We start from the raw sequence: 25177 nt of genomic DNA on the forward strand, positions 1-25177 counted from the left end.
AAAAGAGCTAACAGTGAGCATTGTTAAGTTATCAGTATTAATAATACTAATAATAACTATTATCATTTATGTATTGCGGTTGCAGATACTACTCAATTACGACTTTTAATTCAATAGAAAAATTGGCTTAATAATTTTTTACTAGGTTTTAACCCCTCAAACACACTCAGGTAATATTGGTTAACGCCTAACATTATTAATGCCACTCTGGTCATGACAGTGGCATTTATCAGATAAAGAGGAGACTGAAATCTAAAAATTTTGGGTGAAAATAGAATTTTCTTATAACATTCATTTTAAATGAATGTTATAATTTGAAAAATTGTTACGCAAAGGTATCCATTTAGATTTTGTTATTTAATTAGTCACCGTTATCCGCATGTTTTTATGGGGTCAACACAGATCCGTTGCTCTACCCATAAAAATTCATTTTAAATGAATCTTATATTTATCTAGGTATATTCAGGAGTAAGAGATGGGCGAATATAAAAAGTATTGGTGGGGTTTAATCGCCATTCTTATTGTCACTTTTTCATTCTTAGGCTGGGGCGGTGTAGAGATTTATCGCACTGCACCCCCCATTCCAGAAAGATTTGTGGACAATCAAGGTCAGACGATAGTAACCAAAGACGATATCATGGCCGGTCAATCTGCTTGGCAGCGTACGGGTGGCCAGCAGTTGGGCTCAGTATTAGGCCATGGGGCTTATCAGGCACCAGACTGGACCGCAGACTGGCTGCATAGAGAGTTGGTAGCTTGGCGCAATATTAAGTCTAATGAGCTATACGCAGTAGACTATGATGCGGCCACAGAAGATCAAAAAGCCATATTAGATGCTCAGGTCAAAAAAGAATATCGCAGCAGTGCGGTAGATGAGCACAATACAGTGGTGCTTTCTAAGACCCGTATTGAGGCCATCAATCATATTGCACCGTATTATATGAGCGTCTATGGTGATGATCCAGAGTTTCAAAAAACACGTGAAAACTTTGCTATGAAAAACAACACCATCACCAGTGTTGAAGCGCGAGAAAAGTTAACCAATTTCTTCTTTTGGACCGCTTGGGTCGCCTCCGCTGAGCGCCCTGGCACTACCGCCACTTATACCAATAACTGGCCACATGAGCCTATTATTGGCAACAAACCCACCACAGAGAACCTAATGTGGTCAGTTGCCAGTGTGGTGTTCTTGATTGCTGGCGTGGGTTTACTGATTTGGGGCTGGGCCTTCTTACGTAAAGAGGACCATATTGAGCCTAAGCTGGTTACTCCAGAGTCAGACCCTCTTACCAAAATTCAACTCACCCCTTCTCAAAAAGCCTTGGCAAAATATGGCTTCTTGGTAGTGGCTTTGTTTATTTTCCAAGTATTTATCGGTGGCTTCGTCGCTCATTATACGGTCGAGGGTCAAAACTTCTATGGCATCCCTGTAGCTGACTACTTCCCCTACTCTTTAGTGCGTACTTGGCATATTCAATCCGCCCTATTTTGGATAGCCACAGCCTTCTTAATGGCCGGTTTATTCTTAACCCCAATCATTAATGGCGGTAAAGATCCTAAGTTCCAAAAGCTAGGCGTTGATGTACTGTGGGTGGCATTAATCATTGTTTGTGTGGGCTCTTTTATCAGTCAATACTTCTCCATCGCTGAAATCATGCCCGCCAAATATAACTTCTGGTTTGGCCATCAAGGCTATGAATTTATTGACTTGGGTCGTTTTTGGCAGATTCTAAAATGGGTGGGCATCTTAATCTGGTTGGTGCTTATGTCTCGCGGCATCTTGCCTGCCTTTAAGAACAAGGGCGATAACAACCTTTTGGCCATCTTCTTCGCCTCCGTGGTGTGTGTGGGTCTATTCTACGGCTCAGGCTTATCTTACGGCGAGCACACTCACTTGACCATCATGGAATACTGGCGCTGGTGGGTAGTTCACTTATGGGTTGAAGGCTTCTTTGAGGTATTCGCCACAGTATCATTGGCCTTTATTTTTTACAATTTAGGCTTAGTGAACAAAAAAATTGCTACAGCATCCTCTATCGCTTCTGCAGCATTATTCTTACTAGGCGGTGTACCTGGGACCTTCCATCATTTATATTTTTCAGGTACCACAACCCCAATTATGGCCATTGGTGCCTCATTTAGTGCGCTAGAAGTGGTTCCTTTAATCGTGCTGGGTTATGAAGGCTATGAACACTGGTCTATGCAGCATAAGTCGCCTTGGATGCATAAGCTAAAATGGCCGATTATGTGCTTTGTGGCAGTGGCCTTTTGGAACATGCTTGGCGCAGGTGTCTTTGGATTTATGATTAACCCGCCGGTGTCTTTATTCTATTTGCAAGGCTTGAACACCACAGCAGTTCACTCACATGCAGCATTATTTGGGGTATATGGCTTCTTAGCACTCGGTTTTGTATTACTAGTCATGCGCTATATTCGCCCAGATTATGTCTTTAGTGATACGCTGATGAAAACAGGGTTTTGGCTGCTAAACTTGGGGTTGGTATTGATGATTGCCACAAGCTTACTGCCCATTGGTATTTTCCAGGCACATGCTTCAATCACCGAAGGTCTATGGTATGCGCGTAGCGAAGGCTTCTTACAACAAGATTTCCTAGTGACGCTAAGATGGATCCGCACCTTTGGTGACGTCATCTTTATTACTGGTGCTGTCTGTGTGGCATTGCAGGTGGTTAAGCTAACCTTTGCCAAACCTTCACATACCAACTATCAGCCTAATAGTCCTGTGAATAAGTAAATACATTATCAACACACCCAATCACAAAGCGCACTGTGAATCATGCACTCAGCCCCATAAGTTGAACACAGCTTATGGGGCTGATTTCATAACTGGGCTTTTTTGTGCCCGATAGCTTAAATAAACAGATTTAATAAACAGCTTTGATAACTCGTTTTATTTGTCTGAATTAATCACTTAAAAACCGTAAATACAGATACAGTCAATTAACGACTCTCATGCATACGCTAATTGATGCAAGATAATAAATCAGGTCTTAGTTCACTTAAGCTACCCACTCCCAAGATGGCCATCGTCACCTCTAGCTCTTCCAAAAGCAGCTTATTGACATGTGCCACACCAAGCGCACCTGCCAACGCTAGTCCATAAATATAGCCGCGTCCTATGCCCACTGCATCAGCGCCAAGAGTTATCAGTTTGGCCATATCACTACCTGAGCTGACCCCGCCATCAGCGATGATAATCATATCATCACCTACGTATTCTCGAAGCTTAGGCAAACAGCTGGCAACCGGCATAATATCAGCCAGTACCCGCCTACCATGATTGGAGGCAATAATACCGGCACAACCACTGTCTTTGGCCAGCTGCGCGTCTTTGGGATGCAAGATACCTTTAAGCATCACGGGTACTCGGCAGCGAGCAACCAGCCACATAATATCCTCCCACGTCGGTGCTTGCGCTAATAAATGGGTTAAGCTATTTTCCGAGACATTCAGCGATGAATGATGATGCGAAAAACTGGGCATATTGACCGCTTGGCAATAATCAGGCAGTTGTGCGCCCAAACGCCGACTGACTGCACGCACCCCTGTATGCGGAGCATCGACGGTCAGCACCAACAGCTGCAGGCCGCCCTCGATGAGCTCATCAATCAGTTGTAAGTTGTATTCACGCCGTGCTTGGGTGAGTGCGCCAGTTGATTGAACAGTTATCTGTTGTGCGGATGGCAATGCCTGCCAATACCACTGCACCACACCGACATTAGCTTGTGGCAATAATTGATTAAAAGGCGTATTGCCAAAGCTGCTTAATACGACAGGTGTGTTCATTACTTGCGCCGCTTGCATTGTCTCAAGCTCAGCTTGAGGATGATATAAGCCTTGATGTGCAACCGGTGACAGCCACAGCGGATGAGTAAGATGCATATCGAGTGGCACAGCGCTATGCGGATTATATAAATGGCAACTGGTATCAATCGGTTTTGAGTTTAATACTCTAGGCAGCCAATGATAACGATCTAAAGCGTCTTTATTGCTATCACTAGTAAGGTTGTTCTCAAACAGTAACGCCTGCATCTGTACCGGTAAATGCTGACGTGCAGCATGCTCATAGTCTGCCAAAGTCACCAGTTCATTTGGAATCTGCGACCATAATGGCTGCCAGCGCTGCTGATATGTATGATTATGTGGCTGCTGATGCGTACTAGACTGAAAATAAGCGCTCATGACAGATACTGCCTTTGTTGAATTTATAGCCGCTGTTAGATTAGCTTTCTGCCCATAACCTTAGCAGATTGTGATAACTTTGATTGAGCTTTTCAATGGCTTGATGGGTTAACTGCTGATCTGTACTATGTTGCTCACTAAGCTGACCACGTTGAGCCTGAGTACGTTGAGCCTGAGTGCTTTGTGCTTGGTCGCTGGTGGCCAACAGCTTCTGCCTTAACAAAATATGACTCACATCTAAATCATGTAATATCTGGCGCTGCTCATCGCTGCGCACCAAGCTTTGTACCCAAGTCACCATGGCCAATCGCTGACCTGAAGTCACAGTATTAACCCGGTGTAAGCTGGTCGATGGATACAGCACCGCATCTCCAGCACTAAGTTTAATGCTGTGCTCACCATATTCATCACTAATAATCAGCTCACCACCTTCATAATCGGCAGGATTATTCAAAAACAAAGTTAATGATAAATCCGTACGCATTAGCTGCTTACTATCTGGGTGTATTTGTAGTGCGTTATCAACATGCATCCCGTAGCCTTGCCCCAGCTGATAGGCACTAAATAAAGGCGGCATGATAACTTTTGGAAGAGCTGCAGACATAAAGACAGGATGCTGCTGCAACGCCTCAAGACATAAGTTCGCCATGGCTTGATAGCTTGGATCTTGACGACTTAACTGCCAGTTGTTTTTTTGTTGCTGTGCACTGATACCAGCGGTTAGCTTCCCATCTTGCCACTGCGCATGTTGATGCGTCAATATGCTTGTAAGTTGAGACAGCTGGGCCGTATCTAATAGATTTTCAATAATATGTAGCATGGTGGTCTCCCCATTCACAGCGGTGTCAATCACTTATTGAATATATCACTTACTAAAGACGAAAAAGCCACTTTTAAATCTCAGCGTATCACTTGTGCTATTTGCAATCATTGATAATAGCTGGTCATCAAAAGTGGCTTGCTCTTTATAGGTTTAAGCTTGCGATTTACACAAGCTCGCTTAAAGGTTCTAGCGTCTTAAAACTGATACTTCAGCGTTAACATCGCATTTAATGGCTCACCTTTATTCGCTCTCAAGCCCATGATGTTGACTGACTCTAAATAGTCTTTATCAAACACATTGTTGATGTTTAAGTCAGCAGAGAAGGCGTCATTAAAGCGATACGAAGCAAACAAGTCAACAGCCCAGTAATCTGGAATAACCGGCATTGAAACCTGACTTAAATCGACATTAGGATCTGCTTCACGTTTTTGCTCATCCACATAACGCACACCGCCGCCTAAGGTGATTTTGTCATTATAATCATAGCTGGTCCACAAGGTACCCGTTAGCTCAGGTGACCATCTGCTAGACGCACCCACTGCACCTGGTCCGCTAACACTGCCTTTTTTGATATCTGTATCCATAGTCTGGATGCCTAAGTTTACCCGCCAATCTGGCGTGATCTCACCCTGCGCTGAAAACTCAAGACCTTTAATCTGGCGTTCACCAAACTGTACATAGTTTCGGTTTTCATCAAGCTCTGCCAGCTCATCTTCATGAGTGGTATGATAATAGGCTAAACCAAGCAATAATCGCTCATTAAGCACATTCCATTTTGAGCCAATCTCCCAGCTTTTGGTTTTTTGAGGGTCAAAAATTGGGTTGGCATTGGGGTTAGCCGCATCGCGACCAGTGGTACCAAAGGTGAAGTTTTCACTGCCCGGTGGGGTTTCGGTTCGACCATAGCTGGCATAAATACTAGACTGCTTGGTAGGTTTAAATACCAGCGCACTTTTATAACTGTATAAAGTACCGTCATCTTTTAGCTTACTAGAATTGCCATCGGGTCTACGGGTAACAAAGTCTGTTTTGTATTTATCCACACGACCACCAAGCATCACATCCCACTGCTCATTTAAAGCGATAGTATCAAATAAATAAGCCGCTACTGTTTTGGTTTCACCATTGGTTTTAACACCATTTGAAACAGTCGGCTCCTGTGGCTCACTTGGATTTGGTTGATATAGACTTGGGAAGTTATTAGCCAATGAAGAGTACGTTAATCCATTATTTTTTTGTTCTTCTTTAATAAACTCCACCCCAGTACTGATGTCATGACTTAATGCTCCTGTTTTAAAGTCTAAAATATTAATATTAGTCATGTTCGCTAAAGTGGTGTTTTCTCTATCTACCCCTTGTCTAATCGCACTAATTCGCCAAGTGCTGGGATCATTTTTATCAACATTTAAATCAACCAGCTTGTCATAGACTTCAAGTTTATTGCTGCCGCGACGGATATTAATCGGCGTATTAAAGGGAATATAGGGTGCTGACGAGCGACGATCCATGGTCGTCTTAGAGTATCGCGTGGTGTTGGTAAGATGAATGTCATCATCAAAGTCATGCTCAACAAACACGCTATAGACATCACTGTCGATATCTTCAAAGTCACTGCTCATTCCGTAGTAGTTTTTGTCATTGACTTTGGGTGCTGCATTTCTTGCAGCATTAGCCGCATTCAGTTCAGCCACGACCTCTTCAGGCGTTGAGGCATTTACCCGTGAATAATCAAATTCAGAAAAATCAAAGTCATCCACCGTATAATCAGTACGACCATAAAAGTAACCGTCCATTCCTATGGATGGAATACCTGTCTCTGGCGTATTACGAGATCTTAACATCTCAGCGCTAGCAGTGACTCGGGTTGCTCCGCCATTATTCCAAGTAATACTCGGTGCAATACCATACTGCTTAACATCCACTTCATCACGTTTTACCGCATCACCCTTTTCAAACATCAGGTTTAATCGACCGTTAAAATCATCATTTAAGGGGCGGTTTAGATCAGCCACAGCCCGTGTTTTACCTTCGGTATCTATGCTGACTTCTGTTTTATAATCCTCATAAGACTTAGGCTTTTTCGTTATGATATTAATGGCCCCGCCGGTTGCACCACGGCCAATTTCAGCACCTGCCAGCCCCTTGGTCACCTCGATAGACTCAACATTAAATGTATCGCGATTAACCGCGCCTACTTGACGCACGCCATCTACCAAAAACAAGCTGTTGCCTGAAAAGCCGCGCATACTAATCGCATCACCCTCAGTACTATTGGCATTTTCGCCCATTTGCATCGTAATACCTGGAGTATTACGCAGCGCATCGATTAAACTGCCTGCTTTTTGTTCTTCAATTAAACGATCACCCAGTACAGTTACCGTTTGTGGTACCTCGACTAACGGCCGAGTGTACTTTTGGTTTTGTAACTTATCGGTTTTGAATTCAGCAGGATGCGAGGCTTTAACGGTGATGGCATCTAAAGTGATATGCGGCTCTGAATTAGGCTTATTAGGACTAACTGTACTCATCAATTCTGTTTGTGAGTCTGCTTGAGTACTCGATTGCTCTGCTGCCAGAGCCATAGAGGACAGAGGTACAGCAGAAGCCATAAGTAATAATTTAGATAAACTGTTTTTCCGAGTACTAACAACTGCAGAAGGTTTTTTTGCTGCACACAAGACAGCATTATTGGCTGTCTTTGTCTTGGTATTAATGATTAATCGGTCACACTGGTTATCATGCATAAGTTAAAGTCCTAAGTTTTAAAGTTTGGCTAACGGCATGATGCGCTTATCACGTCAACCACTTAAAGGGTTATAAAACGAAAACCACATCATTGAATGAGTAACGAAAAAGCAGCCGCTCAGGTCATTGTTTATCAAGCCCTGTTTGAGTCTTGCTCAATGGTGCTTAAGTTAACAGATTTGTTACCTAAATCGGCTGCAACTAGTTTTTGTAGTTAATTATCGTTATCATTTGGGAATTATTGTCATTAATATGTTTTTAATTTGCAAGTATTTTTTAAATTTTTTTATCATTAATGCAATGATTTAGCCTTATTACTCCCTTTTTATTGCTCTTAACCCATCACTCAAGCGCTTCAAAACCATAGTGTGAACTCACCGTTTAAAATATTTACCTATTTGATACCTTGCGTAACTTAGTATTTACATAGTATATTCGTAATACTCGATATTTAAGAGACCTTATTTACCCAACATACATTTGTTAAGTGGGGCATACAGGTAGGTTAAAATCGTATTTTTTAGGGTGGCCGTTCTGGCCAATATACCAGGGTTGGTAATTATATTAATGACCCATTTTAGACAACAATCTTACTAATTGACTGCATAAACGGATTTGAGCGGCACCCAAAGACAGCCTGTCGGGCTTGGGCTGAATGACTCGATAAACCCTCCGCGAGATTCAGTCAACTAGCGACACAGGAAGTTTTTATGAAATACCCTATTTTTAAGCTTAGCCTATTAGCCGCAGCAACCATTGGTATCACCGCTTGTGGCGGTGGTGGTGATAAAGCGGCCTCATCTGCCGGTGCTGCTGAAGGCGGCAAGACTTTAATCTACTGCTCTGAGGGTAGCCCTGCAGGCTTCGACCCTGCTCAATATACTGCCGGCACCGATTTTGATGCCAGCGCCTATCCTATCTACAATGGCTTGGTTGAATTCAAACGTGGTGAAACAGAGATTCAACCTGCTCTAGCAGAAAAATGGGACATCAGTGAAGACGGAAAAACCTACACCCTACATCTACGTAAAGGGGTTAAATTTGGTAAGACTGACTTCTTCACCCCTACCCGTGACTTCAATGCTGACGATGTGGTATTTACCCTAAAGCGTCTGACTGACCCTAATTTTGAATTTAATAAAGCATACCCAGCTGAATTTCCTTATTCAGTCGACATGGGCCTTCCTGATAACATTGCCAATATCGAAAAAATTGACGACTACACGGTAAAAATCACCTTAAAAGAAGTGAACGCGCCTTTCTTACAAAACCTTGCCATGCCGTTTGCTTATATTGACTCTGCTGAATATGCGCAGTCTTTAATGGATGCAGGTAAAGCAGCTGACTTAAATACCAAACCTGTGGGCACCGGTCCGTTTATCTTCAATTCATACCAAAAAGACTCACAAATTCGCTATACCAAAAACCCAGATTATTGGAATAAAGACGACATTCACATTGATAACCTAGTTTTCGTTATCACCAAAGATTCAGCCGTACGTGCTCAAAAAGTACAAGCGGGTGAGTGTCATGTTTCCGCCTATGCCAACCCCTCTGAGGTTGAGTCTGCTAAAGCCTCAGGTAAAGCAAAAGTACTAGAAGAGCCAGGCTTTAACGTAGGTTATATTGCCTATAACACAGAGCGACCTGAGCTAAAAGATCCTAAAGTACGTGCGGCGCTTGATATGGCAATCAATAAAGACGCACTAATCGATGCTGTTTATCAAGGTGCTGGCGTAAAAACAGCCAATCCTATGCCACCTACTCAGTGGGGCTTTAACGATCAGCTAAAAGATGCCCCTTATGACACCGAAAAAGCCAAAGCATTAATGGCAGAAGCAGGTGTTAAAGGCTTTGATATTGATCTGTGGTATATGCCTGTTCAACGTCCTTATAACCCCAACGCTAAGCTGATGGCCGAAATGCTTCAAGCTGACTGGGCAAAAATTGGGGTCAAAGCCAATTTAAAAACCTTTGAATGGGGCGAGTACTTAAAGCGTGCCAACAAAGGGGAACACGACATTATCCTAGCTGGCTGGACGGGCGACAATGGTGACCCTGATAACTGGTTGGGCGTCTTATTATCTTGTGATGCCGTCAATGGCAATAACTATGCCCGCTGGTGTAACAAAGACTTTGATAAGCTGATTATGGATGCCCGCTCTAACACCAACCAAGAAGAGCGCATTGCTAATTACAAACAAGCTCAGGAGATTTTCAAACAAGATCTACCCTGGACCACAGTGGCCAACTCAGTAGTAACGGTGTTAACCACACCGGATGTGAAGGATTATAAAATCAGTCCTTTAGGCTCAATTCGTTTTGATGGTGTGGATGTCGAATAATCGATTTACTCCATACCAGTAAACAACCTAACTCTATAATTTAGGTAAGACGGCTGGTTCAGAAACCTCTCTGTTCCAGCCTTTTTTGATTTTGAGGATAGCCAACTCTGAACTTAGTATTAGATGCCCTATTTGATACTTCAGACTCAGCCATCTCCTTTCATCCTAGTGTTATAGCAAACTCTTTGTTTTAAAAAATCGAGCGCGCCCATGCTACTGTATATTCTTCGTCGAATTTCGATTCTTATCCCTGTGTATATTGGTCTGACCCTCTCCACCTTCACCCTCATTCGACTCGTCCCTGGCGATGCGGTAGAGATTATGATGGGGGAGCGTATGGTCGATCCGCAAATGCACGCCCAAGCACTTGCCCGCTTAGGCCTAGATAAGCCCTTGCCTGTACAATATTGGGATTATATAACCAATATTTTACAAGGTGACTTTGGGGCTTCTTTTCGTACCCGAACCCCAGTTTTACAAGACTTCTTCGCCCACTTCGTGCCCACGTTAGAGCTGGCGCTTTGTGCCATTACTATCGCCAGCATTGTCGGCGTTAGCCTTGGCATATTAGCCGCCTTAAAGCGTGGCAGTTGGCTGGATTATACTCTGATGTCCGGCGCCCTAGCCGGCTACTCTATGCCCATTTACTTACTGGGCCCTATTTTAACCGGTATCTTTGCTCACTATTTGGGTCTATTACCGGTGTCTGGTGTCATCTCTGTTGCTCAGTTTTTGGACGTAAAACCCTTATATGGCTCTTGGCTACTCGGCTCCTTAACTTCAGGGATACCTGGCGCTTTTTGGAACGTAGTGAAGCACTTTATTTTACCCTCTATTGCGCTATCTACCATTCCTTTGGCAATGATTGCACGGATGACCCGCTCTGCCATGCTTGAGGTGTTGGATGAGGACTATGTGCGTACTGCCCGAGCTAAAGGGTTATCACCTAAGCGGGTTATTTTAATTCATGTTATGCGCAACGCACTCATTACTGTGGTTACTGTAGTCGGACTACAAATGGCCACCTTATTAGCCGGTGCAATCATTACCGAAACTATCTTCAGCTGGCCAGGTGTCGGCAACTGGCTTCTCGATGGGTTTTTCACGCGGGACTACCCTATTGTTCAAAATGGCATTTTATTGGTCGCGACGGCTCTGATCTTGGTCAGTCTATTGGTCGATATCTTATACGGGCTAATCAATCCCCGTATCAGACATACCTCATAGGCTATCTGTTATGCAGCCATTATTTATGAGCTTATTCGTCCTATATAACCAAAAAATTTTATTATCAAATCGCCTTAGAAAAATAGGAAAATCCAAATGAAGACTAACGTACTTCCCGAAGATATCGAGCTTGCCGCAGCGCCCCCCTCCTCATGGCGGCTGTTTGTCGCAACGTTCTGTCGCAACCGAGGCGCCGTGCTTGGCCTACTGGTATTAATGCTCATGGTCATAGTGGCACTGCTTGCGCCCAGCATTGCACCACATGACCCTTACGAGCTATTTACAGGAAAAGAGCAGCTCCCACCGTCGTTTATGAGTGGCGGCGATGCCATGTTCTTTTTAGGCACCGATGATGCCGGCCGTGATACCTTGTCTCGGGTGATGTATGGCGCTCGCTATTCATTATTTATCGGTCTAAGTGCCACAACTTTGGCCATGATTACTGGCATCAGCCTAGGCCTTAGCGCCGCCTTTTGGCCCAAAGTTTGGGGTAAGGCTGTGATGCTTGTTAACGATATTTTGATGTCGTATCCAAGCTTATTATTGGCCATTATCATTGCGGCCATTTTAGGTCCAAACATGACCAATACCATCATCACCATTGCCTTGGTGTGTACCCCACCTTTTATTCGTTTGACCCGAGCCACTGCCATGGTCGAATTGCAACGAGAATACTTCACAGCCTCTAAGGTGATGGGCGCTGGTGTACTTAGGCTATTATTTATCACGATTTTGCCTAATTGTATGGCGCCGCTTATTGTGCAGGCCACCATGATATTCTCCTCAGCCATTTTAGAAGCTGGCGCAATTGGATTTTTGGGCTTTGGCGTACAGCCGCCAGACGCAGAATGGGGTGCAATGCTGGGTACCGCTCGTCAATACATTCAAAGCAATGTGTGGCTTGCCATTTGGCCCGGTTTGGCTATTTTCTTAGCCGCTTTATCTATTAACTTAACCGGAGATGGGCTACGTGATGCTCTTGATCCTAAACTAAAGCAGGTGAGCTAATGACAACTTTAAATTCTAATCCTGCCGCCTCAACGCTTAGCTCTGATCACCTTGTGAACACCCAAAATGAGGCCACTGGCCAACACGCTGCACCGCTGCTTTTGGATATTGAAAACTTATCTGTCACCTTTGGTAAAGGCGCGCGCGCTTTTCGTGCCGTTGATGATGTATCACTGCAGTTAAGACAAGGTGAGGTATTGGCCGTCGTCGGTGAATCTGGCTCTGGTAAATCAGTAACCATGATGGCTTTAATGGGCTTATTGCCTTCAAGTGCCACTGTGGCTGCCAACAAAATGGACTTCGATGGCCAGCACATGCTGAGCTTATCAGGACGTGAGCGGCGCAAAATTATTGGTAAAGACATCTCCATGATTTTCCAAAATGCCATGTCTTGCCTAAACCCCAGCTTCACGGTTGAATATCAATTGGCAGAAGTATTAAAAACCCATTTAGGCCTCAAAGGTGACGCTGCCCGTCAGCGTATTTTAGAGCTGTTAGAGTTGGTTGAAATTCCTGATGCCAAAAACAGACTATCGGTATATCCGCACCAATTATCAGGCGGTATGAGTCAGCGCATAATGATTGCTATGGCACTGGCTTGTGAGCCTAAGCTATTGATCGCCGATGAGCCTACTACCGCACTAGATGTGACCGTACAGGCGCAAATCATGGACCTGCTCGCCCGACTACAACGTGAAAAGCAGATGGCTATGGTGTTAATCACTCATGACCTAGGACTGGTGGCACAAAATGCCCGCGACGTGGCGGTTATGTATGCCGGTCAAATGGTAGAGACCAACAGGGTACCTGAGATATTTGAACAACCCTCACACCCTTATACTGAGGCGCTTTTACAAGCCATTCCTGAGCTTGCCATAGGCCAAGAGCGTTTAAACAGCTTACCGGGTGTGGTACCCAGTCAATATGACCGTCCCAAAGGCTGTTTGCTCTCACCGCGCTGCCCTTATAAGCAAGACAAGTGCGATGTGCCGCCGCCTATCCTACCGACCCCCAATGGTCTGGTTCGATGCATACAGACGGATTTTCCAGCCCGTACCTCTACCCGTTTTTCAAACCCCTCTTCTGAATCAATGGGGAGCGCACTATGATGACTGATGCAACTTCCACCGCTACTACGGCAAGCTTGAATACCCAAGCCAAAGTAGTACTGAAAGCCGACAACCTGCACAAGCACTATCCAGTCTCGCAAGGTATTGGGAAACCCAAGGGTTATGTCAAGGCCTTAAATGGTATCTCCTTTGAGCTGCAGGCCGGCAAAACCTTGGCCGTGGTGGGTGAATCTGGCTGCGGCAAATCAACCCTTGCCCGACAATTGACCCTAATTGAGCAGCCCACTGAAGGTGAGCTATACATCAATGGTGAGGGCACCACCCGTTATAGTCGCCGCGAGCTAAAACAGCTTCGTACCGAAATCCAGATGGTGTTCCAAAACCCTTATGGCAGCTTAAACCCTCGCCATACCATTGGCTATCAGCTAACCGAACCGCTGGATATTCATACCAAATTGTCTGCTAGCGAGAAAAAAGAGCGGGTCCACCAAATGATGCGTCTTGTGGGGCTGCGTCCTGAGCACGCCGGCCGCTATCCGCATATGTTCTCAGGTGGCCAGCGTCAACGTATTGCTCTGGCACGGGCGATGATGCTCAATCCAAAGATTGTGGTGGCCGATGAGCCCACCTCAGCACTAGATGTCTCTATTCAAGCGCAGGTATTAAACCTGTTTATGGATTTGCAAGATGAGTATCAGACCGCCTATGTGTTTATCTCACATGACTTATCTGTGGTCCGCCATGTCGCCGACGACTTGATGGTGATGTATTTAGGTAAAGTGGTCGAGCACGGCCCCAAAGAAGCCATTTATAATGATCCCCAGCACCCTTATACCATTGCTTTATTATCGGCGGCGCCGAGTATCGGTGAAGCCAAAAAAGAGCTTAAATTACAAGGTGAGCTGCCCAGCCCTCTAAACCCACCTTCAGGCTGTGCCCTCCACAAGCGCTGCCCTTACGCCACAGCCCAATGTAGCCAAGTAGAGCCTGAGCTGCGTGAATGGAGAGGACGCTTGGTGTCTTGTATCCGTTTAGAGGAGATTTATGGCTAGACCATCAGCCATTGACTTCGGATTTTTTATAAAAAAAGCTCTGTCAATTTGACAGAGCTTTTTAGTATTGTGTTAAAAGCATTGGATTTTACGAGAAGCTAAATGAGTTTGTTATCTTTTAACCACTGAATATTCATCTCTTTTACAGCAACGATTTCAGCATCCATATAGGCTTTACTCTTGCCAGGATTTTTTGACATCGAGTATAAGTACAATAAGATACCAAATAACGTCCAGCCTAGGAAGATGACCCATTCAACACCAGTCAAGGCAGAAGGCATACCGGGTAAGTATAAGAATAATAGCCCCAAGCTTAATACGATAGTAATCAGACCCACCAATTTGCCCGCAGGTACTCTAAAAGGTCTTACCATATTAGGCTCGCGATAACGCAATACTAAGAAGGAGATGGCAACGCAGGTATAGGCAATCACAATACCAAAACCGCCAGCATCCACGATCCAAACCAACATTTTACGGCCGAATAAAGGAGCAAAGGTTGCTAGACCACCGATGAGTAAGATAGCATTTACCGGGGTATTATACTTGGGATGCAGCTTGGCTAAAAAGCTTGGTAGCATGTGTGATTTTGCCATGGCAAATAGTAACCGGCTGCCACCCACTAAGAAGGCGTTCCAACTGGATAAAATACCCAATACACCGCCCATGACCAGTAAGACACCAGCCCATTTTCCGCCCCAAGCATTGGTCATGGCATCGGCTGTGGCAAGCGTTGAGTTTTGCGCTTCGATTAAAGGCAATGTTTTACCCACACTCCAAGCCACGCCAGCGTACCAAGCCACGGCAACTACCAAAGATACCAATAAAAATATGCCAATTTTGGGCCGAGTTAAATCAATCTCTTCTGCTGCCTGAGGAATAACGTCAAAGCCGACGAACATAAAAGGCACCATGACAATAACCGCCATAATACCACCTATACCACCAATAAAGGCTGGTGCCTGTACCGCAGTAGATTCAGCAGGACTATATAAAATGGCGCCTAATATTAATAAAGTACCCACAAATAAGATGCCGCCTACGGCAAGTTTTTGGAACCAAGCACTGACTTCCATACCGCGGATATTTAGCCATGTTACCAATATAGAGCCCAACATACCCACGGCTGCCCATGAGGCATAGACATCCCAGCCGGCCACATTCCATAACAAACCTTGGTTAAAATTTGGAATGAGGTATTCAATAACGGTTGGCAAGGCAACCGCTTCAAAGGCCACTACCGACAGATAACCAAATAAGATACTCCATGAGCAGATAAAGGAGACATGCACCCCAAGCGCCCTATGAGTATAAGTATGCTCCCCGCCAGTGATGGGCATGGAAGCTGCCAGCTCGGCATAAGCAAAGCCAATAAAGATAACCGCAAGACCACCAATTAAAAAGGCCAGCACTGCGCCCCAGATGCCAGCCGAAATAACCCAGCCACCAGCCAACACAACCCAGCCCCAACCTACCATGGCACCGAATGCCAAAGCAATAATATCAAATCGCCCTAAAGACTTTTTCAATCCAGACATATCAACTCCCTGATTATCTGATCTTCACTATAATAAAGGTATAGCTATACTTACTCACTACCCGTCAATAAGATATGCTTACTCAGTTGATAAGCAGCTAAACCATCCTCACCCAGTTCACGTCCAATACCGCTCTGCTTAAATCCACCCCATCCTGCTTCAGGCAGTACAATTTGTATTTCATTAATCCAGATATGACCGGCTTTAATTTGTAATGCCATCTCCATCGCATGAGACTCATTTCTACTAACAACCGTTGCTGCTAATGCGTATTTACTGTCATTAGCTAAGATAATCGCTTCTTGATCAGTACTAAACTCATGCGTGACTAACACTGGTCCGAAAACCTCTTCTTTCCATAATCGGCTGCTTCTTGGAACATTCATATATACAGTTGGCTCAACGAAATAACCTTTATTATTTTCAAGATTGTTAACATCAGCTCTCATTAGTTTCCCGCCAGTTAAGCAGCTCAAGCCTTCTTGCTTTGCAATACCAAAATACTGCTGAACCTGTTTTAACTGCTGCTCACTTACTAAAGGTCCCATAATGGTATCTGAATCAAAGCCATCACCAACTACCAGCTCTTGAGTTTTCTTTCGCAGTATCTGATATAAGTCGTCTGCGATATTTTTATGCACTAAAAGCCTTGAAGTTGCAGAACAGATTTGACCTGCATTAAAGAAAATACCAGCAATAATAATATCGCAAGCGCTATTAATATCAGCGTCTTCACAAACAATGATAGCTGATTTACCACCTAGCTCGAGGCTGATATCTTTTATACTCGATGATGCTTGTCTCATGACTTTTTCACCCACAGCATTACTGCCCGTAAAAGATACCTTATCTACCAAAGGATGCATAGTCATTGCCGTACCCACTTCAGCCGCACCTGGTAGGATATTTACAACTCCTTTTGGCAAACCAATTTCGATTAAGATATCACCTAAGACCAGCTCTGGAATAAGTGTTATTTCTGATGGCTTCAATATTACGGTACATCCTGCCGCCAGTGCGGGTGCCAGTTTCCATGCTGTTGTCACCATTGGAAAATTCCAAGGAACTATCAGCGCACAAACACCAACAGGTTCTAGCACCTTGTATAACTTGACTCCCTCTTCTTTAGTAGTCACTTGGGTACGCTGTGGCTGCTGTGAAATTAAGTCAGCATAGTATTGATAACAAGCAATCGCATCAGACACATCAATCTTTGCCTCTTCTATCGGCTTGCCATTATTTAGGACAGACAAGCCCACCAAAGTATCAAATCTTGCACTCATTGCACTTGCAATAGCATTTAAATAGTCTGCACGTTGCTGTCTAGTCGTTTGTGACCAGCCTACAAAAGCTGCTTTTGCTGCATTGGCAGCACTATCTACATGCTTAGTTAAACATAGTTTTGTGGTGGCAATCACTTGTCCTATGCTGGGATCAATTAACGAATGTTCCATATCCGATTCAATATCACACCATAAACCATCAATAAATGCATGATTTAATTTAATTTCATTATTTAGTACAGCCAAAAAATCTTGCTTTGTCATTTCCATAGAAGTAATTACCTTACTAAATTAGTTTTCATAAATTTTTAATATAGTAGATGTGCAGCAGCAGTTATCACTACCAAACTAATCAAAGTGCGAATCATAAAAATAACAAACAGCTCTAAAACATTTAATTTAATATTTGACTTAATAATTAGAGCACCAACCTCTGACATATAAATAATCTGGGTAATAGATGCTGCTCCCACAATAAAGCGTGTCATTTCACTCTCAATACTTTTCCCCACTAGAGCTGGAAGATACATATCGGCAAAGCCCATAACCATTGCTGGTGCAGCTTTGGCTGCTTCAGGAATATGTAACATCTCAAGTATTGGCACTAAGGGGGTTGCTAGCCAATTAAAAACTGAGGTATATTCGGCCAAACCTAAACCAATAGTACCGATTACAAAAATAACAGGAATCAGGCCAAAGTAGATATCGAATACGTTGCCTAAACTTTGTTTAAAGACTGTACTCAAGCTTGGCATACAATGTGCGCGAGTAACCGCACGGTTTACTGCCCACTGATAGGTTGTATAATTACTTGGTATTTCTTCATCTAGCATACTACTACCTGAGTGGTAGGTATCGGGTTTAGTAGATAAAGGAGGCAAACGTGGCATAATAATAGCTGCAATAAAACCAGTTAAGGCAATTGTTAAATAGAAGAAAACGAAGTTATTATCAACACCAATTGTTTTAGCCACTACGTATGTGAAGGCAATTGAAGTTACAGAAAACGTCGTGGCTATAATGGCTGCCTCTCGCTGACTATAGAAGCTCTTATCATACTGCTGCATAGTAACTAGTAAGCCAATTGAAGCTGCACCAAACCAAGAAGACATCGCATCAACAGCAGCTCTCCCAGGTAAGTTAAAGAGTTTAACAAATATTTTACTTGATAAAGTCCCTAAGAACTCCATTAAGCCAAAGTCTGTTAAAAATGGTAATGATAAAATAGCAAAAATAAACAGAGGTATTAGAATAGGTATTAAATCTTCAAAAATAACTCCCCCTGTATTTCGACTTATAATAAACTCAGGACCTACTTGAAGATAAATCATCCATACAAATACCATTCCTAAAAGACGGATAGTCAACCAAAACCAATCGACATCAAAAAACTTGGTAATTAGCGAGTCTTCAGTAATTTTAGGTTTTAGTAGTTTAACTCCTAAAGCGCCTAGAAAAGATACTGTAACAATAGCTAAGGCAATGTATACAACTGACGAGCCTAGAAGTGCCTGTAATGTGTCGGTCATGACACCTAGTAAAATTGTAACTTTACCATCCCATTGAAAAGGAATAATAAATAACGCAATACCAATTGCTGAAAAGATTAAGAACTTCCATAGAGCAGCTTTCCATTGCTCATTCTTGGGAGTAATCGAATCAATACCTTCATTGCCTAACACTGGCATTTGGGATTTTTCTATATATTTCTTCATAACTATCCTCCTTGATAGATATCTATTGCCAATTTTTGAACTTTGTAGTTTGACCAATGCCTGGATTTAAAGAATTGGTCGGATCCAGTTTTTTATAGAATTGATGTAATTCAGGTTTTGCTTTATAGATATGGCCAACGTTGTGCTCAGCAGGATATTCAATATTTCGCTGGCTATAAAACGTTAACAGTTCATCCTTGAATGCTTTCAAACTGACGGCTGGTTTTAATAAATAATCTTGATGTAGCACATGGCAAAAGAAGTGACCTAAGTAAAGCGTCTTACTCACCTGCTTTTGTAGATGCTCTGGTAACTTTTCATCCCAATCTGTTGCATTGCGAGGCAGTGCAATATCAGTAGATAACATCTCACCAAAATTTGATTTATTAAGATCGTAATACCTAAACATTGCTGCTGTGGCTGCACTACGAAACACCAACAATGCTTGAGCTTCTTCATCTGAACAGGTACGAACAGTGCTCTCGTATTCAGGTATGTGCTGTTCTAAGAAACGCGATGCACTGGCAACGTTATGACTTCTTTCATCATCTGCTACTTTAATAATTAAATGATAACGGTATGACAGTGCTTGATGCTGCAGGCTCTTCGGCAAAGATGCAGGCATAAACATAGAGACTACCTGCAATACACGATCTGGCAGAGTTTTAGGCAAATGCCATTTACCTAAGTAGTAGCTGACCTTAGCTCTAAGTTTGTACAAATTCGCTATCTTTTTTGCTGATAGTTTTCGCATACTTAGACAAGTGTCTCTACCATAACGCATAGTTAGCTGGTTGTAGTCACCATGCATATACTCTGCTAGAACAGGTAACTCTAAATCACTTTTGAGCCAATGTTGACGAAGCTTGGTTAAAACCTCAGCATTATTGCTAGAAATATAAAAAGTTCGTTCTTTACACGGTTTAGAAAACGTAGCTACTCTAACCGCAAAAACAATAACTCGGCCAGCAGACCCTGATGCCTCATAAAGCCCGCTGGGGTCATTATTAAAACGGGCTGGCGTACTCGCATCACAATCCCGCACTTTGGTTTGGTATTGTGCATTACAAGATAAGCGTGGTGATTCAGTCTGCTGTGTTTCATTATTTACAGCGCTAAATTTTCCTGCTTGCAGATTCTCTAGCATCTCCTCTGGGTCTGACCCAAGCTCAATACCTAAGTGATTAATAAGCTCAAACTGACCGAGCTTATTTTTTCGAGCAAATAAAGCCATTTCTGTATAAGCCGGTCCACGTTGTACCAACATGCCGCCAGAGTTATTACAAATACCGCCAATTACTGAGGCGCCAACACAGCTTGAACCCAATACAGAATGTGGCTCACGACCTAACGGCTCTAAAATTGACTCTAATTGCTGTAAGCTAGCTGCAGGCAACGCAATCAGCTCAGAAGCATCATTTAATAGATGCACGCCATGAAGCTGCTGCATTGAAATAACCACAACTTCTCTATCGTAGCTGCCATAAGGGGTTGATCCGCCTGTTAATCCTGTATTTGCTGCTTGAGCAATAATGATGATGTCTGCTTGCGCACACAGGGTTATCACACGCCATAGCTGAACCAGATCATGTGGAATCACCACAGCAAGTACCTTACTCAGACTGGATTCCCCAGCACCCTGCAGATAAGCATATTGCTGACCGAATGTCGTTAAAACCTGCGTGTCACCCACAACCTCTATCAACTGGGACACAAGGTGCGCTAATTGCTTAGCACTTGATGCATCACTCTTGACAGGCGTGTTGTGAGTGCTCATAGTCATCAATATTCACTCCGCATTATTTACGAGAAATATTTAAAGTCTTGCGCCAGCTCTGATAAGAATGCGTCTGACTCATCAATCTCATAAACCACAGGCTTATTGCCTTGCGTGTCTTCTAGTAGAGCTTTTTTAAGCTGCTCCTCACTGGTGATTCGGCGATAATCTGCACCAAAACCTTCTGCTAATAAATCAAACTTTGGTGTTTTAATATTGACACCAATCAGTGGCAGTCCACCTTCTTCCATATAACGACGAATTTCACCATAACCTTGGTTATTCCAAACCAAGACAATCAAGGGTAGCTCTAGCTCAGCTGCACAAATGAGCTCACTAATAGTAAACTGAATACCCCCATCACCTATTAAGCTAATAACCGGGGCACTTGATGCAATCTTAGCACCAATTGCTGCTGGCAGACCGTAGCCTAACGTACCGAAACCTGTCGATGAGTTGAACCATTTGCGTGGCTTAACCGCTTCATAACCCAAATTACCGCTATACACAGGCTGAGTAGAATCACCGACAATAATGACATCATCTAAAGTGTCTCTGATTAGCTTTAACACACTAACTTGACCAGCAAAACTAGGTGCCATCTCGTCAACTAATTGCTGCTTAACTTGCTCTACTGTTTGCTTAGCATCATGTGACAATGGCTGATCTTGTAAACGCTTGCACAGCCCGCTAATGGCAGATTGAGCACTGCTTAAAACAGGAATATCGGCAACGAAGGGTAGATTTAATTGGCGAGGATCACAGTCGACTCGAATTAGGGTACCGGTTATATCAAACTCATCATTAAATACGATATCGTAATCGGTTTCGCCTAGCTCTGTACCAATCGCTAACACCACATCTGCGTTACCAATCAAAGCTCTTGATGCTGGTAGTGACTGCGTACTACCAAGGCTCAGCGGATGAGAGGGTGGGAGCACCCCTTTAGCATTAATGGTGAGCAAAGTTGGTGCATCAATGAGTTCAGCCAACTTTTGAGCATCTTCATTTACATCTACACAGCCACCACCGTAGAGCAGCACTGGATTTTTGGCTTGTTTTAAAGCTATTACTACTTTATCTAGCTGGTCTGGATTGGCACCAATACTTAGCACAGATGAGTGTTCTAATGGCTGTTTATTTGTTGGTGGCTTAGCGACATGACTGGCATCTGCAGTAATAACATCAATAGGCAGCTGAATATGTACTGGGCCAGAACGTGCCCCTTTCATGGTGCTAAAAGCTTCAGAAATAACTTTTGGTAACGATTCTGGCTTCCAAATTGTTTTGCTATAAAGTGCTACTTTATCTACCATACCTTGTTGATCGTGAAGCTCATGTAGATGTCCTTCACCACTACCGGTATCCCCTACTTTGTTGACACTAGAAATAACTAGCATAGGTATAGAATCTGCCAAGGCTTGGGCCATGGCTGTCATGATATTAGTCATACCAGGACCAGTAATAATAAAGCAGGCTGCAATTTTACCGGAGGCTCTAAAGTAGCCATCAGCCATAAATCCAGCTCCCTGCTCATGGCGCGGTGTAACGTGAGTGATGTTTGTATTGGGCAGGCCCCGATATAGCTCAACGGTATGAACACCTGGAATACCAAATACGGTATCGACACCATAATATTCAAGCCACTCAACAAGTAGCTCTCCGCAGGTCAGTTGAGCTGGGATATTTGAAACTGACATAATTAATTCCTTTTAAGGCCTTATTGCTAATCCTAGCGAGGCACGTTTACAACTGATAATACTGATAATTTAGTCTTTGATTTTCAAAAAAAATGGTGGACAAGTTTAGTGCAATATCTTGCTCGCCATACCAACACGAGATTAAATATCCTGAACTGTCGCGACACCTTCATCACGATTCTATGTAATCAGCTTAGCTTATTTCCACTCATCCCCTGTCACAAAGTTATTAGTGAATACCATATAAGCTTCGTAAGGCCGATTACATACCTGTGCTGAATGCTTTAAGGTTTTTCGTCGTAACGAACACCTGGCAAAATACATAACATTTCAAACAGCAAGTTTGCTGCAAGTACCGAGGTATTACCAAACGGATCATACGGTGGAGACACTTCAACCAAGTCACAGCCGACAACATCTAGACCACGCATACCTCGTACAATTTCAATGCCTTGGGTTGATGTCAGACCACCAATTTCTGCAGTACCTGTACCTGGTGCAAATGCAGGGTCAATACCATCAATATCAAAGCTTAAATAAACAGGTCCCTCTCCTAGCTTTTCACGTACCTCAGCCATTAATGGCGTCAGTGACTTATACCAGCACTCTTCAGCTGGAACTACTCTAAACCCCTGATCAGTTGACCAGTCAAACTCTTCCGCGCTATAACCAGTCCCACGCAATCCAATTTGAACTACACGATTGCCATCTAATAGGTTCTCTTCCACTGCTCGGCGGAACGGTGTCCCATGCGCAATCTTTTCACCAAACATCTCATCATTGATATCTGCGTGTGCATCAATATGAACCATACCCACTGGACCATATTTTTTAGCTAGTGCTCTTAAAATAGGCAGTGCAATAGTATGGTCGCCACCAAGTGTTAACGGAATAGCATCATATTTTAAGATGTTTTCAGTGTAGAATTTTTCAATAATATCAACACTTTTTAATAGGTTAAATGTATTGATTGGAACGTCACCAATATCCGCTACTTGCAATGACTCAAAAGGTGCTGCGCGTGTTGCCACGTTATAAGGACGAATCATACGAGACTCATCTCGAATCTGACGTGGACCTAAACGTGCACCTGAACGATTTGATGCTCCAATATCCATAGGTACACCAACAAAGGCAGCGTCTAAACCCTCAGCATTAGCTTGAGTCGGTAAGCGCATCATAGAGGCAAAGCCGCCAAATCTTGGCATATCATTGCCACTTAAAGGTTGATTGAATTTCATTTTTAATTCCTGATTCCGATATTATGCACAATATAGATAATATAACTTTAGTATTTAGCATCAAAGACTTTAAACCTTTGATGCTAAATTATAAAACGGCCTGTCCCTTCTTCAGCCGTCTACTACATTACAAAGCCGCTTTAATAATCTCAAGACCCTCTTGCAACACGTCATCAGAGACAGTCAAAGGCACCATCACACGAATGGCGTTACCATGACGGCCACATGACGCCAATAGAAGACCTTTTTCAAAGGCATTGGCACGCAGCTTGGCGGTGGCTTCAGCGTCTGGCTTACCTTGAGCATCCACTATATCAAAGGCCAGCATGGCGCCCTTATGGCGGATATTGGCAATTTTTGGATTATCTAGTGCCGCTAAGAAGCTGGCAATGGTATCGCCAATCACTTTACTGCGCTCAAGCAAACCTTCTTCTTCAATCACTTCGATGACTGCCAAAGCAGCCACACAAGCCAATGGGTTACCCGAATAAGTACCACCCAACCCACCAGGCTGTGGTGTATCCATAATGTCCGCACGGCCAATCACAGCTGAAATAGGATACCCACCAGCCAAGCTCTTAGCGCTGGTCATTAAGTCAGGCTCAACACCTAGTTGCTCCGTTGCAAATAAAGTGCCAGTACGACCAAAACAGGTCTGTACTTCATCAAAGATCAGCACAATACCGTGCTCATCACAGATCTTACGTAGCGCCTTAGCAAATGAGGGGGTAACTTGATGGAAGCCGCCTTCGCCTTGGACCGGCTCTATAATCATGGCTGCCACATCGCTTGGGTGAATAGAAGCCTGGAAAATCATCTCAATGCTTTCAAGCGCTTGTGCCTCTGTCACTCCAAGCTCAGGTGCTGGAAATAACGCATGGTGAATGGAGGCTGGCATAGGACCAAAGTTGTTTTTGTAAGGTACCACCTTACCGGTAAGCCCCATACACATATGAGTGCGGCCATGCCAGCCACCGACAAAGGAGATAACGCCGTGACGACCGGTGTGAGCACGGGCAATTTTCATGGTGTTCTCAACCGCTTCAGCGCCCGTGGTAAAAAACACAGCCTTTTTATCACCGCTGATAGGGGCAAGTTCACACAACTTCTCAGCCAGACTCACATAGCTTTCATAGTTCATGATTTGGGCAGCGGTATGAGTGAATTTATCCAACTGCTCACGCACACGCTCAGTGATTTTTGGATGATTATGGCCAGTGTTTAGTACCGATATACCACCGATAAAGTCGATATAACGATTGCCTTCAACATCCCATACCTCTGAATTTTTGGCCGTCTCGGCAAAGACTGGGAAAGCCACGCCTAAGCCTTTAGGTAATACTTTGGTACGGCGCTCTAGTAATGACTGATTGGTTAGCTTGCTCATATCTACATCCTTTGTATCAAATTTAATGCCTGTGCATTTGGGAAAATATTAAGTGGATTATCC

General features: G+C 43.6%; 16 protein-coding genes. 6 read left to right on the forward strand and 10 right to left on the reverse strand.

The genetic code is table 11. The features are described from left to right. Window positions 1–475: 475 nt before the first annotated feature. Window positions 476–2755 carry a nitric-oxide reductase large subunit gene (locus MN210_RS07950; protein ID WP_338412011.1) on the forward strand — a complete coding sequence of 760 codons (2280 nt, stop codon included), beginning with the start codon at window positions 476–478 and terminating at the stop codon, window positions 2753–2755. 227 nt (window positions 2756–2982) lie between these two features. On the opposite strand, the gene MN210_RS07955 is transcribed toward MN210_RS07950, so the two are convergent. The 3 genes from MN210_RS07955 to MN210_RS07965 all read right to left on the reverse strand — a co-directional run bounded on the left by MN210_RS07955 (window position 2983) and on the right by MN210_RS07965 (window position 7770). After that, a complete protein-coding gene (locus tag MN210_RS07955; protein ID WP_241878165.1) occupies window positions 2983–4203 on the reverse strand; it encodes an alpha-hydroxy acid oxidase in 1221 nt (406 codons plus the stop codon). Window positions 4204–4243: 40 nt separating this feature from the next. Then, window positions 4244–5023, reverse strand: coding sequence for a Fe2+-dependent dioxygenase (locus MN210_RS07960; RefSeq protein ID WP_241878166.1), 780 nt, complete (start codon window positions 5021–5023; stop codon window positions 4244–4246). Window positions 5024–5220: 197 nt separating this feature from the next. Next, window positions 5221–7770: a TonB-dependent siderophore receptor gene (locus MN210_RS07965; protein ID WP_338412012.1), complete on the reverse strand. Its 2550-nt coding sequence runs from the start codon at window positions 7768–7770 to the stop codon at window positions 5221–5223. Between the two features lie 711 nt (window positions 7771–8481). On the opposite strand from MN210_RS07965, the gene MN210_RS07970 reads away from it, so the two are divergent. The 5 genes from MN210_RS07970 (at window position 8482) to MN210_RS07990 (ending at window position 14473) form a co-directional block, all read left to right on the forward strand. After that, window positions 8482–10116 carry an ABC transporter substrate-binding protein gene (locus MN210_RS07970; RefSeq protein WP_338412013.1) on the forward strand — a complete coding sequence of 545 codons (1635 nt, stop codon included), beginning with the start codon at window positions 8482–8484 and terminating at the stop codon, window positions 10114–10116. Between the two features lie 210 nt (window positions 10117–10326). Beyond that, window positions 10327–11343: an ABC transporter permease gene (locus MN210_RS07975; RefSeq protein ID WP_011960749.1), complete on the forward strand. Its 1017-nt coding sequence runs from the start codon at window positions 10327–10329 to the stop codon at window positions 11341–11343. Between the two features lie 96 nt (window positions 11344–11439). Continuing rightward, window positions 11440–12351, forward strand: a complete 912-nt coding sequence (locus MN210_RS07980) for an ABC transporter permease (RefSeq protein WP_338412014.1) — start codon at window positions 11440–11442, stop codon at window positions 12349–12351. After that, window positions 12351–13460: an oligopeptide/dipeptide ABC transporter ATP-binding protein gene (locus MN210_RS07985; protein WP_011960751.1), complete on the forward strand. Its 1110-nt coding sequence runs from the start codon at window positions 12351–12353 to the stop codon at window positions 13458–13460. The genes MN210_RS07980 and MN210_RS07985 overlap by 1 nt, the downstream gene beginning before the upstream one ends. Then, on the forward strand, window positions 13457–14473 hold the full coding sequence (locus MN210_RS07990; protein WP_275552322.1) for a peptide ABC transporter ATP-binding protein: 1017 nt from the start codon (window positions 13457–13459) through the stop codon (window positions 14471–14473). Before MN210_RS07985 ends, MN210_RS07990 begins: the two co-directional genes overlap by 4 nt. 98 nt (window positions 14474–14571) lie before the next feature. On the opposite strand, the gene MN210_RS07995 is transcribed toward MN210_RS07990, so the two are convergent. The 7 genes from MN210_RS07995 to gabT all read right to left on the reverse strand — a co-directional run bounded on the left by MN210_RS07995 (window position 14572) and on the right by gabT (window position 25114). Next, window positions 14572–16011 carry an APC family permease gene (locus tag MN210_RS07995; protein WP_110816702.1) on the reverse strand — a complete coding sequence of 480 codons (1440 nt, stop codon included), beginning with the start codon at window positions 16009–16011 and terminating at the stop codon, window positions 14572–14574. Window positions 16012–16061: 50 nt separating this feature from the next. After that, complete coding sequence (locus tag MN210_RS08000) at window positions 16062–17564, reverse strand: aldehyde dehydrogenase family protein (RefSeq protein WP_338412015.1); 1503 nt, start codon at window positions 17562–17564, stop codon at window positions 16062–16064. Window positions 17565–17602: 38 nt separating this feature from the next. Then, entirely contained in the window at window positions 17603–19009 is a 1407-nt protein-coding gene (locus tag MN210_RS08005) for a YjiH family protein (protein ID WP_338412016.1), read from the reverse strand. A 22-nt stretch (window positions 19010–19031) separates the two neighbouring features. After that, the gene (gene dld, locus MN210_RS08010; protein WP_162522636.1) at window positions 19032–20786 is read right to left on the reverse strand and encodes a D-lactate dehydrogenase; all 1755 of its coding nucleotides are present in this window, start codon (window positions 20784–20786) and stop codon (window positions 19032–19034) included. 26 nt (window positions 20787–20812) lie between these two features. Then, the gene (locus MN210_RS08015; protein WP_155587614.1) at window positions 20813–22486 is read right to left on the reverse strand and encodes a 5-guanidino-2-oxopentanoate decarboxylase; all 1674 of its coding nucleotides are present in this window, start codon (window positions 22484–22486) and stop codon (window positions 20813–20815) included. Between the two features lie 284 nt (window positions 22487–22770). After that, entirely contained in the window at window positions 22771–23727 is a 957-nt protein-coding gene (gene speB, locus MN210_RS08020; RefSeq protein ID WP_155587615.1) for an agmatinase, read from the reverse strand. 127 nt (window positions 23728–23854) lie between these two features. Beyond that, window positions 23855–25114 (reverse strand): 4-aminobutyrate--2-oxoglutarate transaminase, encoded by a 1260-nt coding sequence (gabT, locus tag MN210_RS08025; RefSeq protein ID WP_011960754.1) that lies wholly within the window; start codon window positions 25112–25114, stop codon window positions 23855–23857. Window positions 25115–25177 lie beyond the last annotated feature (63 nt).

Origin of the sequence: Psychrobacter raelei, from assembly GCF_022631235.3 — a bacterium.
Lineage (GTDB): Bacteria > Pseudomonadota > Gammaproteobacteria > Pseudomonadales > Moraxellaceae > Psychrobacter > Psychrobacter raelei.